Source organism: Rubritalea sp. (genome assembly GCF_039830215.1).
Lineage (GTDB): Bacteria > Verrucomicrobiota > Verrucomicrobiia > Verrucomicrobiales > Akkermansiaceae > Rubritalea.
The window spans coordinates 1-25,442 of record NZ_JBDOPO010000099.1; the positions used below are offsets into that span (position 1 = coordinate 1).

Annotated in this window: 22 protein-coding genes and 1 pseudogene; 14 read left to right on the forward strand and 9 right to left on the reverse strand. The window is 46.6% G+C overall.

The window, feature by feature from the left end; all coding sequences use genetic code 11:
• The 3 genes from ABGY95_RS03220 to ABGY95_RS03230 all read right to left on the reverse strand — a co-directional run.
• Positions 1 to 763 (reverse strand): stage II sporulation protein M (locus ABGY95_RS03220; RefSeq protein ID WP_347440257.1); only part of this gene is annotated, 763 nt, incomplete at its 3' end.
• Positions 764 to 769: 6 nt separating this feature from the next.
• Positions 770 to 1,528: an RDD family protein gene (locus tag ABGY95_RS03225; RefSeq protein ID WP_347440258.1), complete on the reverse strand. Its 759-nt coding sequence runs from the start codon at positions 1,526 to 1,528 to the stop codon at positions 770 to 772.
• Between the two features lie 81 nt (positions 1,529 to 1,609).
• The gene (locus ABGY95_RS03230; RefSeq protein ID WP_347440260.1) at positions 1,610 to 1,753 is read right to left on the reverse strand and encodes a hypothetical protein; all 144 of its coding nucleotides are present in this window, start codon (positions 1,751 to 1,753) and stop codon (positions 1,610 to 1,612) included.
• A gap of 575 nt (positions 1,754 to 2,328) precedes the next feature.
• Between ABGY95_RS03230 and ABGY95_RS03235 the strand changes: the two genes are divergently transcribed.
• Positions 2,329 to 2,946 (forward strand): MBL fold metallo-hydrolase, encoded by a 618-nt coding sequence (locus ABGY95_RS03235; protein ID WP_347440261.1) that lies wholly within the window; start codon positions 2,329 to 2,331, stop codon positions 2,944 to 2,946.
• A 578-nt stretch (positions 2,947 to 3,524) separates the two neighbouring features.
• On the opposite strand, the gene purC is transcribed toward ABGY95_RS03235, so the two are convergent.
• Positions 3,525 to 4,238, reverse strand: coding sequence for a phosphoribosylaminoimidazolesuccinocarboxamide synthase (purC, locus tag ABGY95_RS03240; protein WP_347440262.1), 714 nt, complete (start codon positions 4,236 to 4,238; stop codon positions 3,525 to 3,527).
• A 503-nt stretch (positions 4,239 to 4,741) separates the two neighbouring features.
• On the opposite strand from purC, the gene ABGY95_RS03245 reads away from it, so the two are divergent.
• The gene (locus ABGY95_RS03245; RefSeq protein ID WP_347440263.1) at positions 4,742 to 5,272 is read left to right on the forward strand and encodes a hypothetical protein; all 531 of its coding nucleotides are present in this window, start codon (positions 4,742 to 4,744) and stop codon (positions 5,270 to 5,272) included.
• Between the two features lie 40 nt (positions 5,273 to 5,312).
• On the opposite strand, the gene ABGY95_RS03250 is transcribed toward ABGY95_RS03245, so the two are convergent.
• The 3 genes from ABGY95_RS03250 to ABGY95_RS03260 form a co-directional block, all read right to left on the reverse strand.
• Positions 5,313 to 5,813, reverse strand: a complete 501-nt coding sequence (locus ABGY95_RS03250; protein ID WP_347440264.1) for a ferritin — start codon at positions 5,811 to 5,813, stop codon at positions 5,313 to 5,315.
• Between the two features lie 55 nt (positions 5,814 to 5,868).
• Positions 5,869 to 6,048 (reverse strand): hypothetical protein, encoded by a 180-nt coding sequence (locus ABGY95_RS03255; RefSeq protein ID WP_347440265.1) that lies wholly within the window; start codon positions 6,046 to 6,048, stop codon positions 5,869 to 5,871.
• Between the two features lie 121 nt (positions 6,049 to 6,169).
• Positions 6,170 to 7,747 (reverse strand): hypothetical protein, encoded by a 1,578-nt coding sequence (locus ABGY95_RS03260; protein WP_347440266.1) that lies wholly within the window; start codon positions 7,745 to 7,747, stop codon positions 6,170 to 6,172.
• A gap of 109 nt (positions 7,748 to 7,856) precedes the next feature.
• Between ABGY95_RS03260 and ABGY95_RS03265 the strand changes: the two genes are divergently transcribed.
• The 4 genes from ABGY95_RS03265 to ABGY95_RS03280 all read left to right on the forward strand — a co-directional run bounded on the left by ABGY95_RS03265 (position 7,857) and on the right by ABGY95_RS03280 (position 14,401).
• Positions 7,857 to 9,824 (forward strand): ATP-binding cassette domain-containing protein, encoded by a 1,968-nt coding sequence (locus tag ABGY95_RS03265; RefSeq protein WP_347440267.1) that lies wholly within the window; start codon positions 7,857 to 7,859, stop codon positions 9,822 to 9,824.
• 66 nt (positions 9,825 to 9,890) lie between these two features.
• Positions 9,891 to 10,313 (forward strand): hypothetical protein, encoded by a 423-nt coding sequence (locus tag ABGY95_RS03270; RefSeq protein WP_347440268.1) that lies wholly within the window; start codon positions 9,891 to 9,893, stop codon positions 10,311 to 10,313.
• A 23-nt stretch (positions 10,314 to 10,336) separates the two neighbouring features.
• Complete coding sequence (locus ABGY95_RS03275; RefSeq protein WP_347440269.1) at positions 10,337 to 12,250, forward strand: hypothetical protein; 1,914 nt, start codon at positions 10,337 to 10,339, stop codon at positions 12,248 to 12,250.
• A gap of 732 nt (positions 12,251 to 12,982) precedes the next feature.
• Positions 12,983 to 14,401: a sulfatase gene (locus ABGY95_RS03280; protein WP_347440270.1), complete on the forward strand. Its 1,419-nt coding sequence runs from the start codon at positions 12,983 to 12,985 to the stop codon at positions 14,399 to 14,401.
• Positions 14,402 to 14,451: 50 nt separating this feature from the next.
• Here ABGY95_RS03280 and argS read toward each other — a convergent pair whose 3' ends face one another.
• Together argS and ABGY95_RS03290 are read right to left on the reverse strand one after the other, a co-directional pair.
• The gene (argS, locus tag ABGY95_RS03285) at positions 14,452 to 16,209 is read right to left on the reverse strand and encodes an arginine--tRNA ligase (RefSeq protein ID WP_347440271.1); all 1,758 of its coding nucleotides are present in this window, start codon (positions 16,207 to 16,209) and stop codon (positions 14,452 to 14,454) included.
• Between the two features lie 63 nt (positions 16,210 to 16,272).
• Entirely contained in the window at positions 16,273 to 16,752 is a 480-nt protein-coding gene (locus ABGY95_RS03290; RefSeq protein ID WP_347440272.1) for a PTS sugar transporter subunit IIA, read from the reverse strand.
• A 253-nt stretch (positions 16,753 to 17,005) separates the two neighbouring features.
• Here ABGY95_RS03290 and ribH point away from each other — a divergent pair, with 253 nt between their 5' ends.
• The 8 genes and pseudogenes from ribH to ABGY95_RS03330 all read left to right on the forward strand — a co-directional run.
• Positions 17,006 to 17,533 (forward strand): 6,7-dimethyl-8-ribityllumazine synthase, encoded by a 528-nt coding sequence (gene ribH / locus ABGY95_RS03295; protein WP_347440273.1) that lies wholly within the window; start codon positions 17,006 to 17,008, stop codon positions 17,531 to 17,533.
• Entirely contained in the window at positions 17,526 to 18,410 is an 885-nt protein-coding gene (gene nusB / locus ABGY95_RS03300; protein ID WP_347440274.1) for a transcription antitermination factor NusB, read from the forward strand. Before ribH ends, nusB begins: the two co-directional genes overlap by 8 nt.
• Before the next feature lie 269 nt (positions 18,411 to 18,679).
• Complete coding sequence (locus ABGY95_RS03305; protein ID WP_347440275.1) at positions 18,680 to 20,812, forward strand: AMP-binding protein; 2,133 nt, start codon at positions 18,680 to 18,682, stop codon at positions 20,810 to 20,812.
• A 76-nt stretch (positions 20,813 to 20,888) separates the two neighbouring features.
• The gene (locus ABGY95_RS03310; RefSeq protein ID WP_347440276.1) at positions 20,889 to 21,827 is read left to right on the forward strand and encodes an SAM-dependent methyltransferase; all 939 of its coding nucleotides are present in this window, start codon (positions 20,889 to 20,891) and stop codon (positions 21,825 to 21,827) included.
• Positions 21,828 to 21,899: 72 nt separating this feature from the next.
• Positions 21,900 to 22,502 (forward strand): CDP-diacylglycerol--glycerol-3-phosphate 3-phosphatidyltransferase, encoded by a 603-nt coding sequence (gene pgsA / locus ABGY95_RS03315; protein ID WP_347440278.1) that lies wholly within the window; start codon positions 21,900 to 21,902, stop codon positions 22,500 to 22,502.
• A gap of 21 nt (positions 22,503 to 22,523) precedes the next feature.
• Positions 22,524 to 23,666, forward strand: coding sequence for an N-acetylglucosamine-6-phosphate deacetylase (gene nagA, locus ABGY95_RS03320; RefSeq protein ID WP_347440279.1), 1,143 nt, complete (start codon positions 22,524 to 22,526; stop codon positions 23,664 to 23,666).
• Between the two features lie 150 nt (positions 23,667 to 23,816).
• Positions 23,817 to 25,013, forward strand: a complete 1,197-nt coding sequence (locus ABGY95_RS03325) for a hypothetical protein (protein ID WP_347440280.1) — start codon at positions 23,817 to 23,819, stop codon at positions 25,011 to 25,013.
• 146 nt (positions 25,014 to 25,159) lie between these two features.
• Positions 25,160 to 25,442: pseudogene (locus tag ABGY95_RS03330) on the forward strand (hypothetical protein); the annotation flags it as partial.

Below are 25,442 nucleotides of genomic sequence, written 5' to 3' on the forward strand. Positions count from 1 at the left end.
TACCTGGATTAAGAATTCCTAACCCAATACGCATTCCGGCCATTCCAGCAACAACCATTCCGGTAAGTTCGTATGAAGCATGACCAGAAACGAAGGTGAAAAACTTTACCGGGTCACCATACTCGATCACATAAGCCATCGATCCACCTATCCCGAGACCATTCATCAAAAGAATAAATAGGCTGCCCACACCAGCGAGGGCACCACCAGCAATAATTTGAAAGTCGATGCCAATATTGTTATGAATGTAATGCCCAAACATCATGAAGTCAGCGCCAGTTTCTCCACGAAAATCTGACACGGTAGAATTTTCTCCCTTGCCGTACATTTCATCCATTCCCGCCATCCCCTCACTACCTAGAATGCTACGTACCCAGTCCAAATCGTAGTAGATCGAAACCCACATACCAATTGCGGGGATCAAAAAGAAAGCCCAGCAAAGTACAAATAATTTCCACTCTCGTCGAATCGCCTGTGGGAATCCGACAGCAAGAAAAAGTATGACAGTCTCAACAAAACTTGAGGAACTGCGCGCCACCATCTTGTGGCCACGAATCACCTGCTGGTTGAGGTACTCACACATCGACTCACCATACATTCGGTGCCGAGCTATCGAGAGTTCCACGCAGCGCTCACGTACCATTTTAGGAATTTCAGCCACGTCTGTTTGGTAGTCAGCTTTACCCTTTTCTAAAGCCTGCATGCTAGCATCGTAGCGACGCCATTTATCGGCATTCTTGGCCTCAAATTGATTTGCGTTCATCCCAGTCTATTTCCCTTCAGTGAGCCAATGGGCCACTTCTAACAAGCGGGTTTTCCCCTGCGTTCCCTGCAGGTTAGTGAGAGCAGCGGCATGATCAGCTAACTCCACACGTCTAGCCTCAGACCATAATCCGGCACGCTCACGGAACGAAACAATAGCAGCTTGTTCTTCGCGCGTTAGGGCGACAGGAGGAGCCACCTTCTTTAGCGCAGGAGGAATAGAAGCTTTCATATGATCGATTGGCTTATCGTACACAACCACTGTGTTTGCGACGAGATCACCGACGCGTTGAAACTTTTTGGAGAGAAAACAAGTCGTCAAACCCACTCCGTAGCCTCCAATGAATATTCCAGCACCACCAGTTGGTAATCCTGGTAGCATGTCGACGAACCGCAGAATATTCCGTATAAATACTTGTCCTCTGGTAGGTGCATTACCTGATCGGTCAATCACCCTGACCCCCATCGAACGCTTGCCTGGTGTGGCAGAGCGTCGGCCGGCTTCGAAAAAAGAGAAATATCCCCAGGACAAAAGAAACAACGAAATCAGCATGATTCCATTGGCTATATTCTCATTGGTGCCTAGCGATATAAAGCTAGTGACGATTCCTAACACAATCATTATACCAATAATGATGAGGTAATCGATAATCAGTGCCATTGCACGTACGAATGGGCCTGCAACGCGTAACAGAATTTCGACACCATCACCGAGTTCCACACTCTGTAAGGTATCTATTTTCTTCGTTTTGTACAAATCTCCCATACACATTCCCCCAACAAACGTTGAGGCGAGATCACACTAACTAAAGCTCAACCTCCGTAAAGAGGAAAGATCCCTGAAATTCTAGCTGACGTTCCAGCGAAGTCGGTATACTTCGAATAGGTCTGTGGAGCTGTCACTCTCGTCCAAATTCGTGAGTAGGATGTAGCCTCCATCGCGCAGGGGGGAGCTGGCTGGGTAAGGCTTTGCTGTTTTGGCGACTTTCACACTGAGATCTAGGCGGTTATTATTCCTTCTGCGCAGAAGCTTCTCCAAAGGGGTTGCAGGTGTCGTAACGGTGACATTGGCAGGAAAACGGGTGAACCCAAAAGCCGATTTCTCGCTGATCGAGCTGAAGATCTCCGAGGGAACTAAACCATATCACGCACCTCTAGCGCGTCCTTTCTAAGCATGCAAGAATGCGCTGGAACACGGATTGCCGAATGTGGGAAGATTCCTCAAAATCCTTGATATGGCTGGCGGTCTGGTTGAAAGATCCTTTGCTGCGGCTATCCGGTTTCATCGGGGTAAAGTCGATGCCAGAGGCGGGAACCATGCAAGAATTTCTGCGAATGTAAGCAGTCTGCTTGGCATGTTGATCGAGATCGACACAAGTAAGCGACGAGTCTTAGGGAAGTAAGGAATTAACACATCGTAGCATACCTCCAGGCTCGTCAAGTCAATGGCTTATGTGACTTATTTTTGATTCTTACGCTTAACTTTACACGCATGGCTAGTGTACCTTAGTTAAGATATGACTTTTGTAGCTTTACTCATAAATTTCTATAGATAAATACAAGCACATGATTAGTCAAAAAATTCACAGTTACACAGGGGGGCATGTATTCACTAATGGCTACATCATTGAGCACGAGGGTGCATGTATTGTAGTCGATGCTCCAGCTTTGATTCATGAAGTAATCAAGCAAGAAGAACTCAAACCGACCCACCTCTTACTAACGCATCAGCACTTCGATCACACTGAAGATGTCGAAGCTCTTCAAGCAATGGGTATCGAAGTTATGATGCACTCACCGTACTCAGAGACCTTGATTCGCCAAAAAGAAGCAAGAGAAAACTGGGGCCTTCCAGTTCAGATCTCGCCATTCTCTCCGAACGTTTTACTCGATGGGAAAACAAGCCATGCGATTGATGGACTCGAATTCGAGATTGCACATGTCCCTGGTCATTCACCAGATTCAGTCACCTTCTATTTCCCAACTCTCGGTGCTGTGTTCGCTGGTGACACACTTATGGAAGGATCTATCGGCAGGACTGACCTTCCCGGCGGTTCCCATGACCAATTATTAGAGGGCATACGCACTAAACTTTTCACACTCCCTGATGCGACAGTTGTGTGCTCAGGCCACGGCGGCCAAACCACTATTGGGTACGAAAAAGAACACAATCCATTTATCTGATCCTAGTTGAATGAGTCGGTCAAGAATGTGCTATCTCCTAGCGTCTGTGGCCGCACTCATTGCAGGACTGACCAGCCGGTCAATTGGCCTAGATAAGAACCATTTCATCGTCACCCACGTTGGTGACGTGCTGTAGGCTAGCCTAATTTACTACTTGGTGAGATGGGTTCAGCCCCAGCTGAGAACTGTAAGCTTAGGCATACTCGCTGCCACCTTTTGCTTGGTGATCCAACTCCAGCAACTTTGCCAATCTGAATGGCTGCTGCAATTGAGAAGCAATAAATTCCTAGCTCTATTCATGGTCACAGCTATTCCATTGCTGAATGCTGTCTTAGGCCACTGGAACAGGCCACGCATATTTGCTGCTTACTCTCTGTAGCCAGAAAAAGCTACTTTAGCTTAGCGTTGAGAAGCGATCAACCTTGGACAGTTAAGCTAGCTAGGAATTGGAATTCTAAGAGGTAGCTCAATAGCTCTTTTGAAACTTTAGATTATACGGGGATTCTCAATCGAATTCATAGCGACAAAAAAAGCCTCGAAAAGTAAGGCTTCACGAGGCTTTGGAAAATTTGATTGGCTTACTTTACTGCTTCCTCAACGCGCTTTAGCACTTCTTCGTATGCTTCCATGACTCCACCGAGGTCTTGGCGGAAACGATCTTTGTCCAACTTCTTACCAGTTTCTAGGTCCCAAAGGCGGCATGTGTCAGGGCTAATTTCGTCAGCAAGAACGATCTTAGCTTCAGAATCATTTGTGCGACCAAACTCGATTTTGAAATCAACGAGCTTGAGTCCCGCGTGCTGGAAAAATTCAATCATCACATCGTTGATAATGAGTGCTTTCGCTTTAAGTTCGGCGCACTCTTCAAGAGTAGCTAAGCCCATTTCACGAGCGTAGTCATCGTTAATGAGTGGATCCCCGAGCTCGTCACTCTTATACGAAAATTCTACGATTGGCTGCTTGAATGCGGTGCCCTCTTTCACACCAACACGCTTGCAGAAAGAACCCGCAGCAACATTACGCACGATGACTTCGACCATAAGGATGTCTACATTCTTAACAAGGAGATTGATGTCATCGATCGACTCTAGTAGGTGTGTTTCAACACCCTTAGCTTCGAGCATGCGATAGATTGCAAGTGTAATCGCTGTGTTGAGACGGCCCTTATTTTCGAATTCTGCTTTCTTCTCAGCGTTGAATGCTGTGGCCTCGTCCTTGTACTCCATGCGAAGGACATTCGGATCATCAGTCGTGTAGAGTCGTTTTGCTTTGCCTTCGTAAATTGGTTCCATGCCCATCCCTACGACTAACTCTCTTCTGGGTCAAGCCCATGAGGTGGGAATTCAAAAAAATTCTACCTCACTGTTTCAAATGTGAGTCTTTGGTTTGTATCGTCGAACGCTGACTCGACCACCATTCGCCATACGCATAGGCTCAAAGACCATATCCACACCTACTTCTTTGAGCTCACATACTGACTCAAGTAACTCACCCAGCCGACCTTTGGCAAACCCTCGTTCTTTAAACCATATCAAATACTATGGCGGCAAATCCATGATGGGTATCCCACGTGGTGGGTAGTCCTTGGGACCAAACTTTCCGAACGGCATCCAGGTTTGCCAATTTCAATAAGCAAGTTGCGAAAGTCCTCGCAGTCAATTTCAGTAAATTCCATCCTACTCGTCGTTCTAGGCCATACCAAACAAGACTACAAGCGAAGACAACACTACGCTAAGTTTCTATTTAGACACGAATTAGTATTGAAATTATACAATTGCCAGTGCACCAGTCACTCATGCTCCGCATCTGCTTCATCGGTGGTTACGCCCTCTTTCTCATTTTAGTGATCGCACTACTAGCGATCAAAGTCATCTCAGTGGTTGGGCCTGGCGGCCTTGGAGATGTGGCCACAGAATGGGCAGAAGTCCTCTTTACCACAAAGAACCTCATTACTTGGGGAGTAGCAATTGGAGCTGGATTTATTGCTTGGATAGCCGCCCTGTTCGCTATTGCAAAACGCTCGCCTGAGTGGGAAAAATCTTGGGTAAAGACACTCATCATTGGTTGCCTCTTCATGGGGGGCTTTTTCCTAGTGCTCTGTCTGGTTGGCGGATCTGCATTCTTGATGGATGGCTTTGCTGGTGAAGTTGCGGCCAAGATCGCAGGTTACATGAGTTCTCCTGTCTTTATGGAGCTCGGATTTTTCCTTATTGGTCTATTCCTCCTGATGAGCTTCAACTTAGTCAGAAAAGTTTACGAGGGGGATGAGTTTGTGGAAATAGAAATTCCCAGTCATCTTCTAACCCAAAAAAAGGAGAAGGAGTAAACTCCTTCCCCTGCTAATTTCTTTTCGTAGCTGCCTTGGCCTACTCAGATTCGGGCTTTCTCGCTCCTAGCTTATCATTTAGGTAGAGTAAACCAGCCACGTCGCTACCAATTCGACGTAGTGTGATGATCACCTCTTCCACACTCTTTTCCTCCTCCACTTGCTCGTCCAAAAACCATTGTAAATGGCTCTTAGTTGCATGATCGTTGAGGCGTAAGGCTATTTCGTAAAGCTTGTTGATCGACTTCGTATTCTCTTGCTCAGTTTCGAGGGAGAACTCAAAAGCTTCCAACGGGCCAGAAAAGCTCGAACGAGGCTTTTCAATAGCCTCAAGTTCTAGATGCCCGCCCCTGTCTAAGAGGTAAGTCTGAAGCCTTTGAGCATGAGACAATTCCTCTAAGTGCTGAAGGTGCATCCACGCGGAAAACCCATCTAGGTTGTCCTCTTCAAAGTACGCTGAGATTGCCAAATAATTATATGCTGCTGTCAGTTCTTGATTGATCTGACTATTGAGTGCGTCTTGTAATTCTTGATGGATCATAAAATGTGTGTTTAGTTGTGATGTCAGCTATAAGTTATAGCCAATCTGAAATAGGTCAAATACTGTACTCTTTTTTTAAAAGCCCGACCGGCTTGCAGAGTGACTTTTTGGTGTTCGAAACACGCGCACATTTGCGGCAGGCATACTCAGGCTTGCTCGTCAATTGTGTGAGTAGCTCCATATTCTTGAGAATATCTTTGCCGCTCCACTTACAGAATGATTTTATTTTGCTCATCTTTGATGGGTCGCTATTGATAATGAATCTCAATATCTACAATTTAAACCAATATGCAACCTAATATGCTATGAAACTGATTTCTAGTCAGAAACAAAGGTAGCGAGAACCAAGCACCTGTTTACTCTTCTTCGTCTGGGTCTTCTTTTTTGCCGCCACCGAAGAGCCCACCGAGTCCACTTTGAATAATGTCAGAACCCGTTATGATTGGGTCTGTGATATCTCCATTTTTACCGGCCTCAATCATGTCGCGCCCAGCCTTGATAATATTACCACTACTATCACGAAGGACATCCTTGACCCCTGTAGCATTCATTGCTTCAGGCAAATCACCTAAAGAACCTACAGCCTGGTTTGTGAAACGAAGGACCTGTTGCCCACCCGTGGCTTCAAATAGTCTGTCTAGAGCCGCAGCTTTGAGTCGGTCTGTGAGGTCCTCCTCGATCGCATCAGTGGTGCCACCAATATTAACGACAGCCCAATGCATGCCTTCTTTTCCAGGGAGAAATACCTTTTCCTCAGCTCCTGGTATGTGACTGAGGGTACCAGCATTAAGCCCAACGCTGAATCTCCCTGTCAAACGATCCCCATTCATATCAAGTTTCCCTTCGATGCGCATGAGTCCATCACAATGAACGTATATATTACTGAGGCGTAGAAATTCTCCGTAGCGGTAGAAATCGCAACTAAATTCCGAGAAGCGTAAGCGCTTGAAATCACGAACCACAGTGTAGGCAGCTATAGTATCTAAGACTGGGAGAGCCGTCAGTTGGCCGTCAATGATTTTGATACTCCCATTGAACTCCGGCTCATTTCCCCCCTTAGGTTTCACTGTGAATTTTGCTTCGACATCACCGCTGAGCTTTTGCCTCCAATCCGCCTCAACAATATCAGCGCACTTGAGGCCTGTAAGGATGCCGAAAAAACTATAGTCAGGTCTGGATGTCCCTAACTCGATCTCGCCATCCAGCTCTAGCTTACCACTGTCAAAAACATCGAAGCTTGCCTGGCCTACCACTACTCTCTGCGGCATAAGGCGCAGCGATGCAGTTTGTAGTTTAGCTTCATTCAGGATTGGGAAAGGTAGCTCTAAATGACCTCTGGAGAGCTTCGCTTTGTAGCCGTAATCCTCTTGTGCTAAATCAATCTGCGTCCCCTCCACAACATAGGCCCCACCCTTGGTTAGAATTTTTGCGTTAGCCCTTACGACAGAAGCTCCTAACAATTCAGCCTTATCCGGCAACATTGACTCAATCCAAGATTCTTTAGACTTCGGTATATCAATTGTGGTAAATTCTTTTTTGAGGTCTAACTCTAGCGTGGCAGTCTGAACCACAACATCAGAAATCGTCCATACGTCACGTTTGATATAATCGGTATCGACGTTGAGGGATATACCCTTGGCCTCCATTTTTTCAATCGCTCCTTGCGAGGACGCCCTGACCGATTCGTTGTCGAGATGAAGCCCCTTCCACTTAAGCTCCCCTATCTGAACTGGGACGCCTAGCTCACGACTCACCTTTGTGCTCACTTTCTCACGGAAGCCATCACTATGCAGGAATTTGATCACCATTTGGTATCCTACGATCGAGGCTATAAGCAACAAGATTAGCCCACCAAGAGCCCATTTCCAAGGTACTGGAAACCCTTTTTTCTGCTTTTTAAAACTCTTTGACCTACGTTGGCGACGCTGCGACATAGGCCAGAAACTACCGCTTGATAAAATTGGCGCAAGGTTTCTTCTCGCCACAAACAAATATTTAAGTTTGTGTAACCATTATCAAATTCCAACTTATAGCCTCTGTATCGTGCTAGAATTAAAAGATTTTTGTTTCACAATTGAGAAGGATGGCGAACCAATCAATTTGGTCGACCGTGTAAACCTAAAAGTACCTTCAGGCCACTTCATGGCAATCGTGGGGCCATCTGGGTGTGGTAAAACCACCTTACTCAACGCCATCGCTGGCCTCAACCACTTGTCTGAAGGTTCTATCTCATGGATGGGACGTGATCTAGAGGAAGACGGAGACTTAGAGCCAGCTGAGCTAGGTTATGTGCCACAGTTTTCGATTGCTTACGACGCGCTCACCGTCGACGAATCAATCGAATCCGTGACCCGTTTGCGCGTCAAGACCCGTGACCTCGATGATCTTGATCTACGTATTGACCGTGTACTTGAAGAAACGGGACTAACAGCAATTGCTGACCGCCAGGTAAAGGTTCTCTCTGGTGGACAAAAGCGTCGGCTTGGTCTCGCCATGGAGCTGGTGACAGACCCTAAGTTATTACTCTGTGACGAGGTCACATCTGGTCTCGACCCACGCTCTGAGCGTGACATTGTGCGCCGCCTCCACGAGCTCTCCAGACGCGATGGCAGAATCGTCATCTCAGTCACGCATTCACTAGCCCACCTAGAACTCTATGATTCGATCCTAGTTCTCCATGAAGGTTGCGTAGCTTACCACGGACCTCCAGCCGGACTCACTCATTATTTTTCAGTAGAAGACACTGAATCCATCTACCCACGCCTCGCAAAACAAAGCTCCGAGAAGTGGCGGAAATCATGGCTGAAGCACTTTCCTGCTTTTTACAGTAAAATTATTCGGAATCGACTCAAGTTGATCGAGGAAGGCAAGCTAGTCATACCCGAAGAAGCTCCTGAAATTGGACCTGAAAGTACTGAAGAAAAAGCCATTGCTGACCCAGTAGCAGAAGACATTCAACTGGATGCAACCGAGCTTCTCGACGCCTTCGAAGAGGAACTCGATAGAGAAGATGGTAAAAAATCTCGCCGCAACAAGCGTAAGAGAAGCAAGATTAAGGCGGCTCCAGAAAAAGACGAAGAAGAAGAAAAAACTGAGGACGAGGATGATCTCGTCATGGAAGAACCTGAACAAGTTCAGACACCAGGATTCTTTAGCCAGTTCTCAACATTGCTAAGTCGACGTACCAAGATTTTCTTCCGTGACCGAGGCCAAGTTTTTCTCCAAGTCGCCATCCTACTTTGTTTTCCCTGTTTGGTTGCTCTCTTCGGGCCTCAAGGAAATGAAGCACTACTCCAGTACCCTGACGCTATTGAGATGACTTCCCAGAGCGCGGTCAAAGAACTCCAAAATATTGGTGAAAATAGAGCCAAAGTCGGTGGCGCTGTCTCAGGAATCATTATGTTCCAAGTTGTTCTGCTCTCACTCATGGGATCAAACAATGCTGCCCGAGAGATCGCTGGTGAGCGTAAAATTCTTGAGAAAGAGAAATTTGGTGGTGTGAGCCCATTCGCGTACCTCTGTAGTAAGATCACCTTCCTTAGCTGTATGATCGTGGTGCAATCAGTATGGATGGCTATCTTTGTCGACCAGTTTTGGCAATACCCAGAAGCTGCAGGATCAGGAGGATTCTTCAATCACATGACATTCCTCATCCTAGTGAATGCCGCAATGACGTCGATCTGTTTAGGCATTTCAGCGCTGATGAAAACTTCCGAGCAAGCCTCATTACTTTCGATCTACTTGGTTGGCTTCCAGTTGCCACTTTCAGGTGCAGTGCTCGCCTTACCCGAAACAGTCGGAATGATCACTCGTCCATTTATCTCAGCATACTGGGCATGGGGAGGTAGTATCGAGTCACTGGACAACCGCTATCAAGCGGCAGTTAAAACGGTCACTGAGACACCTCTCGAATCATCAGGCACTATTTGCCTCTATATTCTCGGGATTCAAATTGCCTCTGGAATCATTGCATCGTATATCGGCATCCGTCGTCACCAGTGGGAGCACTAATGTGCTATATTGTGTGTAACCACCTCAACTCTTTACCCAAGGTTTTTAATACCTACCTCAACTATCATGGCTCGCAGATCTAGAAGAAAAAAATCAAATAACCCGGCACCTGTCATTATCGGCAGCGTGGCAGCAGTCCTCGTCATTGGCATCGGCTATGTCAGCCTCAAAAGAGCAGACGCACCAAGCGCCAAGGAATTCCCTTTAGAAACCTATGTAGACAGCTGCAACAGCCTCCGAGGCAACGAATACTCCATCAGTGGCGAAATCGTAGAGAACGCTCAGCATGACCCAAATGTAGGTAAATTTATTTTCCTCAGAGTCGACACTGGTGATCAGGCCATTTCCCAAGAAATGCCACAGAGCATCGGCATTATGGTTCCGAGCTCAGTCAAGGGACCAAACCTCGAAACGAAGCAAAACTATACCTTCGTAGTCGATGTAAAAAAAGAAGGCTCACTCGTGGCTTCCAGCTACACAGCACGCTAACCCAACGCACCTTTTTTCAAACCATGAAATCACTTTCAACTCTTGCTCTTTATCTGGGCATATTCATACCGGCTACAGCACAGGTCCTCACGCCTCCCAATGGTGCTGGCAATTTTACGAGCAACGGTTCAGGTAACAACAGTAACGGCGGATCAGGTAATACCACGATCAACCGTCACGAATCTACCGCACCATCAACACATGGACAGGAAATCCCTGTAGTTGACCCAACCTCGAAAACCTTTCAATTCCAGGGCCGTACTTACTCGATGATGGACAACAACCTCGGGGGGCAGTTCGAAGCATACCTTGCCTCTCAGGAATTTGAATCAAAGGCAGCTGTGGAATATCGCGAAAAAATCGAGAAGATTCTTGACTACCTTTCTCCGCTCAATCCAGGTGGCCCCAACCTCAAATTGGCCTACACTCTTTTAGAAGAGGCTTCAGATTATCCAGGCGATGGTGGGATCTGTGACTCATTAGCAAATTCAGTCTATTCTGGTAGACTTGCTATGAAAGGTATCGGCAACAAGAAAGAAGCCATAGCCAAACTCGAAAAAGAGCACAGAAGGCTAGTTCACAACCTCAATGTGCTAGAGAACAAGCGCGAGCTAGGCGTTACGACTGCAGTTCAAAAAAATAAGACGAAAACCACCTCTAAAGCAAGCACATCGACCGAGTACAAGGTGATGCAGAAGCGCTTGGTTGAAATCACTGCGATCAAGAAAAAATACGAAGCCTCAGGAATCATCAGCCTCACTCAATCCAAGGTTCAATACCAAGCAATGATGATCCAGCTTTTTATCCAACGACGCTTCGAACACGTTGTCATGTCAGCTCGTTTCTACAACATCATTTATAAAGATGGTGACCAAGCTATGCGCATCAAAAAAGGGTCTGATACTGAGAAGTTTTTCAGTGAAGGGATGGGAGTCAACCCTACTGTCGCAGGTCTCGACGCTGCAGCCAACGAAGCAATCCGCAAATCTCAGACACTTATTAGCGCCTTTGAAAACAACATCAACAGTAACCGCATTCATGCTGCATCAGAGCGCTTAGTGGAAGCCTTCCTCGTTGGCGAGTTTACACCATGCGTCCAGACTGTCTCCATGGGTATGAAAGAGCGTGTGCAGCAATACGTTCAGGATGCCAATGACCTCGTTGAAGCTCTGTCAGCCAAAGAGCTAGCTCAAGCCACCGACCTCAATGACTCGCTCAAGACCCAAGCGCGCGACTACAACCCATCAAAAGCCAACTCTTATATCGCAGCTCACAAACGCGCTTCAGACGGCTATGTACGTGATGCCAAGTTTGCGCTATTTGAAAAAGACACACCGCGCGCAAAGGTTGCGATCGAAAATGCCATCAAGCATTGGCCAGCGAACCCTATTATCGAAGACTTTAACGACAAGCTCGACCTCCGCCTCACCAGAGGTGAAGCAGATGCAGACACCCTAATCCAAACAGTCAAAGAGTTCGACCGACTTCTAGCTGATAAGAACTACCGAGCGATTGTCGAAGAGCCACGTAAGTCTTCATTCGTTGTGGTCTTTGGACAAACTAACGATGAAGCACGCCTTCAGCAACTCACTGAAATTGGTGATTCGATCACAGAGATTGAAAAAGCTCTAGGCAAGTCAAAGAGTTTGGTCGAAGCAGGTCAATCCTATGCAGCTTGGGAAGCAATCTTCGAGACCCAAAACAAGTACTATGATGACCCCAAAATAGCCAACGCTAAGGCGCAGCTGATCGGTCAGGTAGGCAACTTCACGAATGCTCTCACTAAAGCTAAGAGATTAGAAGAAGGTGGTGCCGCTCCTCAAACTGGTTCAGCCCTCTCTTGGTACCTCAAGGCACGTGACATCTACCCGCAAAGCCAATTTGCCAAAAAAGGAATCCAGAGAATTGTGAACAAGCAATTTGAAGGAACTCAGTAATTCTTTTTTTATCAACACCTAGTTTTACAAAACCACCAATGGGACTCTTCTCATTAATGTTTTTTTGCGACAGCATTTCTACCTATTTATCAAAACAGGTACATCCGCGAGAATTGTCAAAATATAATTAGAACAGGCTCGCAAGAAAAACACTCCTTTTCAGTCACAATCAGCATAGATGTCTGATTCAAAATTTCTGTTTTTGGTCGCAGTTGTAAAGTACGGCAAATGAGAAAATACTAATGTGAATCTGACAAGGCGTTAGAGTTCTTCTTCAGTGCTTTTCATCGTAGCCAGAAGGTAGCTGAAGCCAATGCCGACGAGCTAGCAGCTAAAGCCTGCCAACTCAGCACGATCCCCACGAAAGACTTCTATGAAAGAGCTTTACCTTTCCATAGCGCGTACCAGTAATAGCTGGGCTCTGTTCATTCAGAACTGGGATCCTACGCTTGCTAGGACCGCCACTGAGTTTGATGAAAGAGTCCCGAACTAGCGCAATATAAAGTTCTCAAAAGGACTGGGGATACGGGCTACACTCAAGACCAAAATCAGCATAACTCCGCATTTTGGGAACCCAATGTTACGGCCTCTAATGCGTCAGGCTCTTATATTATTTTGATCTGGATCTACGCTCATATTTCAGTAGAAAGAATAAGCTGCTCGTCGCCTTGAAAAAGTAATAACCATACTAACAAAACAAAACACAATTTTTCTGCCAGAACCATCTATTCCATGAAGATATTCCTTCCAGCCACTTTTGTTTTATTCTTTATAAACGTTCTCTTAGCCGGCAGTGAGCATAAGAATGTTTTATTAATTTGTATCGATGACCTAAGACCTGAGCTTGGCTGCTATGGAGTCGATTACATCCACACACCTAACATCGATGGTTTAGCAGCAAAAAGCCAAGTATTTAAGAAACACTACGTCCAAGCTCCCACTTGTGGTGCTTCCCGCTACACTCTACTGACAGGTAACTATGGGCCAGCTAGGAACAACGCATTGATGTTACGCGCCAAGAAACTTAAAAACAACAAACTCAGTCCTAGTATGCCCGCATGGTACAAAGAACATGGCTACACGACCTGCTCGATAGGAAAAGTATCCCACTACCCTGGTGGATTGAGTGGCGCTGAATGGGACGATCCATCTGAGGTTGAAATGCCCAAATCTTGGGACAAATCAGAAATGCCTAGTGGAGCTTGGAAGCACCCGCGTGGAGCCATGCATGCTCTAGCAAATGGTGAAATACGAGAAAAGTCTGGTAACATGGACGTTTTTCAATCGACCGAAGGAGACGACTCGACCTACCCAGATGGTTTGATCACTAGCCACGCTCAGCAACAGCTAAAAACACTAACAAAAGGCGATAGCCCGTTTTTTCTAGCAGTAGGTTTCATTCGACCTCACCTACCTCTTGGCGCCCCAGCCAAATACTTAGAACTCTATAAGGACACAAAATTTCCGCCAATCCCACACCCTAACAAGCCAGACGGCAACACGACTTGGCATGAGTCTAGCGAGTTCATGAAATACAACAACTGGGGGAAAGATCCGCGCAAAGATCAAGAATTCGCCACCGAAGTACGTCGCCATTACGCAGCTTGTGTCAGTTATGCAGATGCACAAGTGGGTAAGCTCCTGACGACTCTAAAGGAGACTGGAGCCGATAAGAATACAATCATTGTTCTATGGGGTGACCATGGTTGGCATCTGGGTGAACACGCGATCTGGGGTAAGCATAGTCTCTTTGAAGAATCCCTCCACGCACCTCTACTTATTTCCACACCAGCGAATAAACCTGCTTCGAGATCGATCGATACGGTAGTTGAAACTATCGACATTTTTCCGACCCTTTGTGAACTCACAAATCTTCCAATTCCGAGCTCAATCAATGGCCAATCAATGGTTCAACTTATGAACAATGCCGATAAAATAGATCACCTAGCCGTATCCTACAACGCTCGTGCAGCAACTATTAGATCAGCCACACACAGGCTCATAGCCCATAAGAACGGAGCCCTCGAACTCTATGACTTCTCAGCTAAAGACAGAGGATCAATAAACTGTGCCAAACAACAGCCCGAGACTGCTCAACTACTAATCGACAAACTCAAACATCACTTTTCGTCGTCCTCGTTTAACAAATAAAAAAGCCAGAGGTTTCCCTCTGGCTCAGAAAATGAGTAAAGCTCTGTGCCCTACATGCGCTCAGGCACTTGGATTCCGAGAAGGCCGAGACCTTGCTGGAGAACACGACCGGTAAGCTCACAAAGAACCAAGCGCGACTTGCGCACTTCACCTTCACTCTTAAGAACTGGACAGGCTTCGAAGAAGCTGTGGAAGGCTTTTGCTAAATCTAGCAAATAATTAGACAGGATATTAGGTTTGAGTCCATCAAGCACCGTAGGAAGAACTTCGCCAAATTGGGTGAGTGCTCTAGCAAGGTTGATTTCACCTTCATCAGAGATCTGTATACCATCAGCATCAAAACTAATCTCCTCATCAAGCTTACGGAAGATAGCACACACCCTCACAAAACTGTATTGGAGGTATGGTGCAGTATCCCCCTGAAGAGCAACCATCTTCTCTAGATCAAAGATGTAGTCGGAAGAACGGTGGTGGCTAAGCTCAGTGAACTTCACTGAACCAAGGCCAATCATCTTAGCTAATTCCTCTTTCTCCAGTTCGGGGAGATGCCCACTCTTCTCCTCTAAAACGGCACGGGCTGACTTCACTGCATCATCGAGCACATCCGCCAACTGAGGCAGGTCTCCATCACGCGTTTTGAGTGGTTTGCCGTCTTTGCCTAGGATAGTTCCGAATGAAACGTGCTCGAGGTCAGCTTTGCAGCCCAGACGCTTTGATACATCAAACAGTTGCTGGAAATGCAGGCTCTGACGTGCGTCCACAACATACCAAATTTTGTCTGCATTCCATTGCTTGAGTCGATAGTCGACGGTCGCTATATCGGTCGTTGCATAGTTGAATGCACCATCACCCTTGCGCACTATCATTGGGAAATCTGACCACTCACCATCACGCTTTTCCTTGAAAGGATCTTGTTTGGGTGGAAGTTCTTCACCAGAGAAAACACAGAGGGCTCCATCGCTCTCACGGGCAAGTCCTGCTGTTTCGAGAGCTTTCACCAAGGGTTCCAACTCTTTATTATAGAAGCTTTCACCTAACCAGTGATCGAAACTGACATCGAGTCGGTCGTAAATTTTATTGAGCCCTACCTTAGAAACCTCGACGCATTTTTCCCAGATAGCAAAGTTCTCAACATCACCATTCTGAAGCTTCACTAACTCGTCACGGCACTGATCTTTGATTGGTTCATCTTCCTTGCAGAGCAAGTTTACTGCTCGGTAGAGGCGAAGAAGTTCCTGCAGTGGATCAGCTTCGATAGCTGCGATGTCGATCAAGTTCTTCCAGCCGTAGATGACCATGCCGAACTGAGTCCCCCAGTCACCGATATGGTTATCAGTGGTTACATTGTGTCCAAGGAAGCGGGAAATACGGGACAGTGAATCCCCGATGATAGTCGAGCGAATGTGCCCAACGTGCATTGGTTTGGCTACGTTCGGCGCGGAGAAATCGACAACAATGTTTTGCGGATCAGCAACAACGCCAACACCGAGACGCGAGTCGTTGATCATCTGGCCAACTTTTTGACTCCATGCTGCGGGTTTGATACGGAAATTAATAAATCCCGGGCCAGCAATTTCTAACTCAGCAATATCATCGACATCGAGAGCCTCTATGACCTGAGTTGCTAGCTCGCGAGGGTTCATTTTTAGACGTTTGGCCAATGCCATAGCTGTGTTCGCCTGGTAGTCGCCGTGGCGCACGTCAGAGGCTGCCACAACTTTGACAGGAAATCCAGCAGGTTGTTCGATTCCTGCTCTGGTCAATGCCGCTAGCAAGCGTGATTCTAATATTTCCAAAAATGTGTTCATAAACAAAAAGTATGAAAGCGACAGCGTCCGGCATCGCTAGAATGTGAGTAGTGTATTATGCTGTTAGCGCTCGCTGTGGATTCGCGACGGACGAGAACCTAGAATATTAATTATTTCCTCGTGCGTTTCACCGTTCGCCAATTGCTGACGGACTTCACAGTTATTAAATAGCTTAGCAATAGCAGCTAAAGTCTGCAGATGCATGTGGTATTCCTTTTTAGGAACCACAAACAAAAGGACAAAATTTACTGGCGCATTATCGAGAGCTTCAAAATCAATTCCATTTTTAGAACGACCAAAAATTGCTACTACGTGGTCAAGCTTTTCAGAAAAGGCGTGTGGGATAGCAACTCCACTGCCAATGCCTGTACTAATCTGATCTTCGCGTGTGCGTAGAGCCTCGAGTACATCATCTTTGCTTTCCCCCTTGAGGAAATCATGACGATCTAGATGTGCTACTAGTTCTTCGATTGCAGGCCAGTGTTCCTCGGCTTTCATATCGAGAATCACTTGGTCATTAGTCAATAAGCTCGCTAATTTCATAATTGATAGTGAGCCTCGACAGCTGCCACAGCATGTATGTCAGGTGGCGAGGCGTGCAGTGCACTTATAAATATTTCTCTTACTAATCAAGTCCTTTCCTCCCGCCAGTAGCAAACAGAACTCATTCCTATAGCAGCTCTGTGTCTCGCCAGCTAATTAATGCTCACTTTTATGCATATGTCGCTAGTTTTCCTTCTTCAAATTTATCACAGGTAGATTGACAATTGAGAGAGCTATCACTACCCAATAGAGCATGTCCACGGCAATTCCACCTCGCCCCCGTCAAGTTTCAAAGAAAAAAGCACACATCTGCATTGTCGCATCCGTCTATAATTCTGATTTCACTGATGCTCTCGTTGAGAATGCCACAGATGAACTCAAAAGCATACTCCCACATGCAACGATCAGCGTGGCCCGAGTACCTGGCGCTTTCGAGATTCCAGTTGCCAGTGCGGCACTGCTGCACGCGGAGGAAGCACCAGTCGTACTCATCGCTCTAGGTCTCATCATCCGAGGCAAGACCCAACATGGAGATCTAGTGGCCGAATCAGTCACAACAAGTCTCCAACAATTGGCCTGCGACACAAAAATCCCAGTGATTCATGAAGTTCTTCTTGTAGATGACGAAAAGCAAGCCTACGCACGATGCATCGGCTCTCAGCTCAACCGCGGCCGCGAAGCAGCACGCTCAGCGCACACGATGATTGAGTTGTTCTCCGATCTTGGCCTTCACCAAGATAACAAAAAGAAATCAACACGATCTTATCCCAGTAATGCATAGTAGACGCGCCATACGAGAATCAGCCATTCAGTTCCTTTATTGTTCAGATTTAGAAGGCGTTGCCATTGCCGAAAATCTCTCTGACACATTCTGGGAACTAGCTCTAGAAGCTGATAGTAACAAGCTGATCAAAGCTTCAGCCAAGGCCCTTTTACACCTTAACCAAGGTCGTAAAGCCCGCCACATTAAGTTAGTCGATCGCAGTAAGGAATCTCTAGCTACTATCAATGCAGACTCAGGTGCTGAGAAACTCAAAACAGCATTCAGCGAAATCCTTAAGCTTGAAAGTAAATGGCAAGCGAACATTGATCGCGTTCAACGCCTTTACAATCCTGGTGTTGAAACTCCAGATTCTGAACTAGAGTCAGCACTCAATGACATTTTTACTCTCAACACACAACTGACTGAGTCTCGTGAACGCTGGGAATTACAACTTCAGGACTTCCCATTCATCAACAAACGCCTCGATGCTATTAATTCTGCTATCACAGGTCTGCAAAGAGTTTCTGATCGCATTGCCATGGTTCAACAGCCTGCAGACTTTGCCGATCACCCCGATATTAAGCACATCAACGACACCGCAGAAAAAATGGCAAGCTTCCGCAAGGAAGTGGATGCACTTACGCAGGTTATTCTCCACAAAAAACCTGAACTCGATAAAACTATCGAATCAGTCGTTGAAAACTACAAGCCTGAGCGAATTGACCCAGTAGACCGTGCCATTCTGCGCTTAGGCACCTACGAAATCCTTCTTAATGAAGAAATTCCCCCCCCCGTTACGATCAACGAATGCATCGAAATTTCTCGTCGCTTCGGCTCTAATGAATCCTCGCGCTTCATCAATGGCGTGCTCGATAAAATTGCGAAAAGCGAATAAACTAGCACCTCTCTACCTTTTAAAAGCCCACTTACCTCATCACAGGCAGTGGGCTTTTCTATTTTCATTCCCGTACTTGCTATGAAAACAGTGCCAAAAGCAGAATCTCTAGCGGTGTCGGCATCCAGTCACTTATAAGGCAGTTGAGAAATCATCGATAAAATGAGGGGTATCATCGTTAAAGATTTCCTTGATGGATGGGGCAAGATCTGACGATTATGTCCGCGTCTCCTAAATTATTAGGCAACACAGTTTTCAAGCAGCAGCCCATGAGTAAACCTCCACGACTAATCCACCTAGACCGTATCCCGACTGAGCAGGCACTCATATTGCCTGGTAGACTTGACCACAGCGAGATACTTGAGCTTGAGAAGCAACTCAATGGCCGCAAAATAATTTGGATCTGTGAAGAAAATGTTACTTTATCTAAAGCAACAGAAAACTTCTTAAAAAAGCGTGAAGCCATTGCCTTTAGAGCTTCTGATACGGGACTAAAACAAGTGGGAGCTAAACTCTCCGCAGATCTTGGCAACGACGGAGTCGCCATTTTTCTACCAGGCGAGATAGCTTGCCTATCTGGCACCTCTATCCATATCACGGGCGATACCCTAAGAGCACTTTGCTCTCTGGATATAGCAACCCTGCCACTAGCCGTTCATATTCCTGCGGAATTATCACTGAGCATAGAGCACTCTTCCAACCTGCCCTCAGCCGTACTCGTCTTTGGTCATTTGCTAGATCCTAAGCTATGCTCTCCTGCGCAATTACGCCAAGAATTACTCACAGCCTTCGAAGAGGCATTTTCCTCAAGAAGTTTTCTACAGGGCTCTCTCGGTTACGCCCTACTTTCAGGCCTAAAAAAACATTCTAAATCGAGGGTCATTGATGGTACTAACGACCAAGAAAAATCTTTTGAAATCGTTCTCGGTGCGTCATTAGCTTTCGCAAAACATATCCAGAAAGAAACCAATAAAAAGCGTGTAGGAATCATCCTTCCTCCCGGGCCTGGTGGATTGATCGCTAACCTAGCGGTAGTCTTTGCAGGGAAAATCCCAGTGAACCTCAACTTCACAGCCAGCCGCACAGCCGTTGAGTCCGCCACACGCCAAGCAGATCTTGATAAATTTATCACAGCTGACCCTTTTGTCCGCAAAATGCCAGATTTCGCTTGGCCCCCAAACCGAGACCTAGTCTACATCGAACGTATACTGCCAGAGATGAAGAAAACCATCACTCGTTGGGTTATTCTCGCTAAAATACTCCCCACTGCAGCCCTCGCTAAAATGGCTGGAATCACGAATGACGGTGGCGACAAAGAAGCTATTCTTCTCTTCACATCTGGTTCATCCGGAGAGCCAAAAGGAGTACCGCTCAGCCACCGTAATGTACTGGCTAATGTCTGCCAATTTGGAACACGCCTCAATCTTCCAGAAAGCTCTAACATACTTGGCTCTCTTCCATTATTTCATAGTTTCGGCTGCACCGTGACACTTTGGTTCCCCGTGATAGAAGGTCTAAACCTAATCACCAATCCAAGTCCTCTGGACTCGAAACGCATTGCCGACCTCATCGAGCATCACAACATAATCCTCCTCCTATCGACTCCCACCTTCCTACGGGGTTATATGCGCCGAGTCAAAGCTGAGCAGCTTGCATCACTTAAACTCGTTGTCACAGGCGCGGAAAAGCTCCCCCAATCACTCTCAGAAAGTTTTGCTAAAAAATTCGGTATAACCCCACAAGAGGGCTATGGCCTCACCGAGACCTCACCTGCAACGAACGTCAACCTGCCCGAACCCTCTGAAGTTGCAGGGCTAGCGTCTATATCATCCTCTCGACTTGGCACTGTCGGACACTTCCTTCCAGGTATTGCAGTCAAACTAACTGACCCATCTAACGACGAACCTATACCAATCAACCACTCTGGAATCATCTGGCTCAAAGGAGCTAATATTTTCCCTGGCTACCTCGACAATAAAGAGAAATCCGACGAAGTCCTAGTCGACTCGTGGTTCAAAACTGGCGATGTCGGATTTGTCGACTCCGATGGTTTCCTGACGATTGAAGGCCGCATTTCTCGTTTCTCAAAAATTGCCGGTGAAATGGTTCCGCATGAAACTGTGGAAGCCGCGATCAACCACGCTCTAGGTCTAGACGAAGAAACTGAACGTAAAGTTGCAGTTGTTGGAGTTCCATGTGAAAAGAAAGGAGAAGCAATAGTTCTGCTTTCAACTCTAGCTTGTGTCGCGCTAGAGCAAGAATGCCTAGACCTACGCTACCGACTTCTCGACAAAGGTATCCCCTCACTCTGGTGCCCGAAAACCATTATCCCCGTCAGTGAAATCCCCATCTTAGCGTCAGGAAAGCTCAATATTAAAGCTTGCGAACTCCTCGCCAAATAGTTGTTGCAGCCTAGGCCGCCGCTTCTAGATTACCTCCTTGCCACTTACGTTTTTGGACACTCGCTTCGACTCTTTTATGCAGTACGCTCTGCATGACCCGCATCATGGCTACTACGCTCGCAAGATCCGTACAGTTGGCCATGAAGGTGATTTCTCTACCACAGCCACTCTTAGCCCCACTCTTGGAATAGCCATAGCCGACAGAGCTTCTCAATGGCTTAAAAATAATCCTGGCAGTTTTCACCTCATCGAGATTGGGGCTGGCGATGGATCGCTCGCGAAATCTATCATCGACGCTCTCCCTTTTCTTTACCGCCTCAAACTACATTACCACATTGTCGAAACCTCGGAACCTCTCACTAAAGTCCAACAGGCTAAACTAAAAAAATCACGCGTCAGCTGGCACACATCTCCTCGGCCAGCCATTAAAGCTTGTAATGGTAGGGCGATCATTTTCTCTAACGAACTAGTGGACGCCTTTCCTGTGCGTATCCTTCAGCGTGAGGGCAACAATTGGAAAGAACTGCATTGGGATGGCAAACAAGAATATTTTCAGGATCTTGACACTCTGCCCGAGTCGAGTTCGCTCATTCCCAGCCACCCAGAAAAATACAGGGTAGAAATCCACGAAGCCTACCGAGAGTGGCTCGAAGAGTGGATCACTGCTTGGCGTGAAGGAGAGTTGATTACAATCGATTACGGCGACACGTATCCAGAAATTTACCACCGCCGCCCTCAGGGAACCATTAGAGCATTTCTTCTCCATCAAAATATTACTGGACCTGAAATCTATCAAAATATCGGCCGACAAGACCTTACTGCCGATGTAAACTTCACCGACTTAATCGAGTGGGGTGAAGAGCTCGGGCTTGAGATGGTTTCACTCTCAACCCAATCAGAATTTCTTGAACCTCATTCTCGCGGTACGACTCAAGACCTTTATCTCCTTCATCCAGACGGCCCAGGATCGGCATTTAAAGTGCTCATTCAGCGCCCTAAAATAGAGTTAGACTGATCAGGTTCTTTTACGATATTAGATGAGGCTCTAAATGGTTTCATTCTTGCTCAGAGTAACACAATATGCAAAGTGGCAGCAGCTACCGTGAATATTCCCAATTCCATAACCGTCTTCCGTCTGGTCCTTACTGCATTGTTTATTGCGGCGGCATCATTTGACTCACCGTGGTCATACCACACAGCCCTTATCACCTTTGTCATCGCAGCTATTTCTGACTGGCTCGACGGCTACCTTGCCCGAAAACTTAACCTAGTTACTTCTCTTGGAAAACTTCTAGACCCACTGGCTGACAAAATCCTTGTGGCCGCTGGTTTCATTTACCTTTCAGTCCACCCTAACATCAACTGTCCTATATGGGTTACTTGCATGATCATAGGGCGAGAATTTATGGTCACTGGTCTACGCCAGGTTGCAGTCGAACAAGGTAAAGTCATCGCAGCTGACAACCTAGGTAAATGGAAGACAGCCTTCCAGCTAATCTTTGTCATTGGCAGCCTCACTCATATCAGTTTTGCCACTCTTGATCCGACAAACCCGCTTGTTTCACTGTTGGTTTGGATCGCGACTCCCGAACATATTATAATCCCAGCCACGCTATGGATAGCTACAGCCCTCACTCTGATTTCTGGCTATAACTACATTTACAGAAACAGCGAACTTCTCCAGCAATAACACCAATCACCCGGTATTGGTATGACGACAAACGTTACAAACGCACACATCGTTTCACCAGATGTAGAAATCCAAAATGGCACCATCGCAATCACAGATGGTATCATTTCCGCAGTCTATAACGCTGCAGAAGAAGTCCCAGCAGCTGACACAACTTTCGATGCTAAAGGACAGTACGCCTTCCCTGGTTTCATCGACATCCACGCACACGGTGCAGACGGCAAAGACGTTTGCGACAACGACCTCGAAGCTGTGCGTCACATTGCCAAGACTAAGCTTCGCGAAGGTGTCACCACATGGCTTCCAACAACGCTCACACAGCCACAGACAAAGCTCCTCGAGATCGCAGAAAAAGTGGCTCAGTACAATGCCAACCAAGAGTTCGTTAAGACTCCTGGTCTCCACGTCGAAGGTCCGTTCATCAATGTCTCCAAAGCTGGAGCTCAGAATCCAGCATTCATTCGTGAGCCAAACCTCGAAGAAATTAAAAAAATTCACGACATTGCTCCGGCCCTCATTTTCTCTATCGCTCCCTGCCAACCTAATGCATGCGAAGTCATCGCAGGAGCCAAAGCTCTCGGTATTTCGTCGTCAGCCGCACACTCTGAGGCAACATACGCTGAGATGCTTGCAGCTAAGGACGCTGGACTCACTCACCTCACTCACTACGGCAATGCTATGACTGGCCTTCACCACCGCGAGATCGGAATGGTTGGTACAGGCCTCATCGACGATGACATCAAGATTGAACTCATTTGTGACGGGATCCACCTCGCACCTGACTTTGTTAAGATGGTATTCAAAGTGAAACCTATCGAACAAATCATCATGATTACAGACTCCATGGCTGGGTCTTGGATCAACAATGGTGAATGCAAAGTTGGCGGCCTTGAAGTAGTTGTTGAGGACAAAGTCGCTCGTCTCAAACACGGCGGTGCCCTTGCTGGATCAGCTCTCGTATTTGACGAAGGAGTTGGAATTGTAGCCGAAATCACGGGCCTACCACTCCACCAAATCGTTAAAGCGACTTCATGGAACCAAGCTCAGTCACTTGGACTTGAAAATCACGGTAAAATCGAAGCTGGCTTCACTGGCGACATCGCGATTCTCAGTAAAGAATTCAAGTCCACTGCGACATTTGTCGACGGTGAGCAGCGATTCTAAAACTGACATAGAATAGACACATTCTAGAAAGGGGGAGGTCGATAGGCCTTCCCCTTTTTTGTGCTTAGCCCTCTGAACTATCGCATCAAACGATTCAGTCATAGGTAGAATCAATTTCGTAACCACACGAGATTTTGCTAATATAGATCCATGTTTAAAATTATTTCGACCACACTATGCCTCGCAACCAGTCTTGTTAGTCTAGAAGCAAAGAACCTCCAGTCAGATCTCGAAGCTGGCCAGTTCAAACAAATCATTGATGGACATTCCCAGCCCAAGACGAACCAAGACAGGTTTGAAAAATCCCTCAGCCAATTAGCTCTGAGTCTGGAAAAAGTTCAACAAGGACTCTACCGTCACGGTTTTGAAATTTCATCAACAACTGCAGGCATTCGTAGCCTCGCCCCGCTACAACACAATCCCAGCCCAGAGGTGGCGGACTATAAAAGCATTCGAAAGCTGCTAGAAGACTTTCACCTCGACCTGCACAAAATCGAAACAATACTCGCTAGTGTTGGTGACGACGACTTCCACCTTCCACTCAACCTTATAAAGGTTCGATTTGATGTCAACATGGACGGAGAATACTCCCCAAACGAAAGCTCAATCGCGATAGTTTTTAACATGGAAAACAATGGGGCTTTGAATCTTTCTCAGCTTGAAGAACTCGCAGAAACTGATGCTACTATTGGTTTCGATAGAAGTGACCTCCTTTGGCTCAAAGGTTACACTCAAGTGTTATTAGGAACCACCGACCTTATCCTAGCTCACGACTTCCAAGCCTCCTTCGATGCGGTTTCTCACCACGTTTTCCAGAAGACTAACAACCAGCTCGTCAATGCTGGAGCGACCAGTAAAAACTATGGAGACGTTGCTGACTTGCTCGCCGCTATTCACCTCACAAAAATGAAGGTCATCGAACCTGAAAGACTCAAGCAAGCTCGGCAACACCTGCTTGGCATGGTTAGTTGCAGCAAACAAATGTGGGTCTCTATTCTCGCCGAAACTGATGACCGTAAAGAATGGCTTCCATCACCGAAACAGAATTCTGTCACTGGAATAAAAATGACAGATTCAATGGTTAAAGAGTGGCACGTCTTTTTAGCTGAATACGAATCCATTCTCAATGGGACAAAGCTCGTTCCTCACTGGAGGTTTGAAGGTAAGGGGATAAACCTCAAACGAGTTCTGGAAGAAAGCAAAGAAACTGACGTAATTCTCTGGATCACTGGCCACGCAGCCGTTCCCTATCTTGAAGAAGGTGCCCTCACCGAGGATGATCTGTGGAGACAACTCGACCGCACTTTCAACAACAACTTCCTAGGGATGTCCTTCTTTATTAATTGAGAGCAAGCTCGTAATACGTGGCGGGGGCTAAAATCAAACCACTCCTGCCAACGGCAAAAATAACATCAATAACTATTCTTCGTTAGCGGACTGCTAGAACTTCTAGCTTGATCTCTGCCGATTCCTCCTTTAGTTGTGAATCATTCATGCGGTCATTTCTTGCAATATTCAGCCTTTTTCTTCTGGTATCATTCCAGTCGGCTGATGCGTGCTGTGACCATGAATCTGGTATTCACACCCATGTGGAGAAAGCTTCTGACGGTCTGACTGACCAAATTTCTGAGCACTCACAACACCACCATCACGACGGGCCATGTGACTGCACATGTCACCAGAAACTCCCGACTGATAAAACCTCCTTCCCATCTCCTAGAATAGAGCTGGAACCACTTCCTATGAGTGAAGTGTTCAACTGGAATAGCTGTACCT

Bases quoted from the DNA above. Each gene is read 5' to 3' on its own strand.
- ABGY95_RS03235 (WP_347440261.1), top strand. From the start codon at position 2,329: ATGATTAGTCAAAAAATTCACAGTTACACAGGGGGGCATGTATTCACT.
- ABGY95_RS03250 (WP_347440264.1), bottom strand. From the start codon at position 5,813: ATGATCCATCAAGAATTACAAGACGCACTCAATAGTCAGATCAATCAA.
- ABGY95_RS03270 (WP_347440268.1), top strand. From the start codon at position 9,891: ATGGCTCGCAGATCTAGAAGAAAAAAATCAAATAACCCGGCACCTGTC.
- ABGY95_RS03260 (WP_347440266.1), bottom strand. From the start codon at position 7,747: ATGTCGCAGCGTCGCCAACGTAGGTCAAAGAGTTTTAAAAAGCAGAAA.
- nagA (WP_347440279.1), top strand. From the start codon at position 22,524: ATGACGACAAACGTTACAAACGCACACATCGTTTCACCAGATGTAGAA.
- ribH (WP_347440273.1), top strand. From the start codon at position 17,006: ATGTCCACGGCAATTCCACCTCGCCCCCGTCAAGTTTCAAAGAAAAAA.
- ABGY95_RS03325 (WP_347440280.1), top strand. From the start codon at position 23,817: ATGTTTAAAATTATTTCGACCACACTATGCCTCGCAACCAGTCTTGTT.
- ABGY95_RS03255 (WP_347440265.1), bottom strand. From the start codon at position 6,048: ATGAGCAAAATAAAATCATTCTGTAAGTGGAGCGGCAAAGATATTCTC.
- ABGY95_RS03280 (WP_347440270.1), top strand. From the start codon at position 12,983: ATGAAGATATTCCTTCCAGCCACTTTTGTTTTATTCTTTATAAACGTT.
- ABGY95_RS03310 (WP_347440276.1), top strand. From the start codon at position 20,889: ATGCAGTACGCTCTGCATGACCCGCATCATGGCTACTACGCTCGCAAG.
- nusB (WP_347440274.1), top strand. From the start codon at position 17,526: ATGCATAGTAGACGCGCCATACGAGAATCAGCCATTCAGTTCCTTTAT.
- purC (WP_347440262.1), bottom strand. From the start codon at position 4,238: ATGGAACCAATTTACGAAGGCAAAGCAAAACGACTCTACACGACTGAT.
- ABGY95_RS03225 (WP_347440258.1), bottom strand. From the start codon at position 1,528: ATGGGAGATTTGTACAAAACGAAGAAAATAGATACCTTACAGAGTGTG.
- ABGY95_RS03305 (WP_347440275.1), top strand. From the start codon at position 18,680: ATGAGTAAACCTCCACGACTAATCCACCTAGACCGTATCCCGACTGAG.
- ABGY95_RS03245 (WP_347440263.1), top strand. From the start codon at position 4,742: ATGCTCCGCATCTGCTTCATCGGTGGTTACGCCCTCTTTCTCATTTTA.
- ABGY95_RS03290 (WP_347440272.1), bottom strand. From the start codon at position 16,752: ATGAAATTAGCGAGCTTATTGACTAATGACCAAGTGATTCTCGATATG.
- ABGY95_RS03275 (WP_347440269.1), top strand. From the start codon at position 10,337: ATGAAATCACTTTCAACTCTTGCTCTTTATCTGGGCATATTCATACCG.
- argS (WP_347440271.1), bottom strand. From the start codon at position 16,209: ATGAACACATTTTTGGAAATATTAGAATCACGCTTGCTAGCGGCATTG.